Source organism: Streptomyces botrytidirepellens (assembly GCF_003721215.1).
Lineage (GTDB): Bacteria > Actinomycetota > Actinomycetes > Streptomycetales > Streptomycetaceae > Streptomyces > Streptomyces himastatinicus.
This window is the reverse complement of the sequence record NZ_RIBZ01000128.1, coordinates 1-795: the sequence shown is the minus strand read 5'-3', so window position 1 is coordinate 795 and position 795 is coordinate 1. Positions and strand designations below refer to the sequence as shown.

The window sequence follows — 795 nt, the reverse complement described above, 5'->3', positions numbered from 1 at the left end:
GCCGACGCACGCTGGCCACCCTCAACCTGCCCGGCCAGGCGATCTGTCCCGCCCACCGCCCCGCGCCCCTCCCGGCCCGGCCCGGGGGGTTTGCGGGGCTTGCCCTCGCCTGGGGGAGTGTGGGTGGTGCCGGACGGGATGCTCCCGCACCACCCCCCGAGGTGTTGGTTGAAGCCTCCGGCGGTCGGGTCGCCCCCACCATCCCCCAGGGGGCGGCTCGGCACCCCGTTCCGCCTTCCCAGGCCGCCGTGTCGGAGCCAAGCACCCCATCACTGGCCCCGGGAGTGCCCGGGGAAGGCCCGCCGTGCCGCTGTGCCCGGCCCTGGCCTCCGGGCTCATGCNGGAAGGCCCGCCGTGCCGCTGTGCCCGGCCCTGGCCTCCGGGCTCATGCACCTGTCCACGACAAACCTGTCCACGACAACGAGAGGGACCCCCGTAGTCATGTCTGTCGAGAATTCGACCCCGAACGTCATTCGCTTCGAAGCTCCGGCCCCGCCGGTCCCGCGCCTGAGGGCGCAGCGCGAGGCGTTCGCCGCAGCACTCCGCGAGCGTTCCGGTGAATAGGCCCTGTTCGGCCAGGACCACACGCCGGGCTGTGCCCGCCAAGGCGCCTATGAGATCCGCCGCGCGATGGGCCCGAGGAACAAGGAGTTCGCCCCGGCCGGGACGTTCGAGGCCGAATGCCGGACGATCTTCGGAGAGCATCGCATCTATCTCCGGCACGTGCCCGCCCCGGACCCTGGGCTGCCCGATGACAAGCCCGATCAGTGACCGGAATGCGGCGTCACTGTCTTC

Annotated in this window: 1 protein-coding gene; it reads left to right on the top strand. The window is 72.3% G+C overall.

Annotated elements, in window-relative coordinates; translation table 11 throughout:
• Nucleotides 1-630: 630 nt before the first annotated feature.
• Nucleotides 631-771: a hypothetical protein gene (locus EEJ42_RS50755; protein WP_184503017.1), complete on the top strand. Its 141-nt coding sequence runs from the start codon at nucleotides 631-633 to the stop codon at nucleotides 769-771.
• Nucleotides 772-795 lie beyond the last annotated feature (24 nt).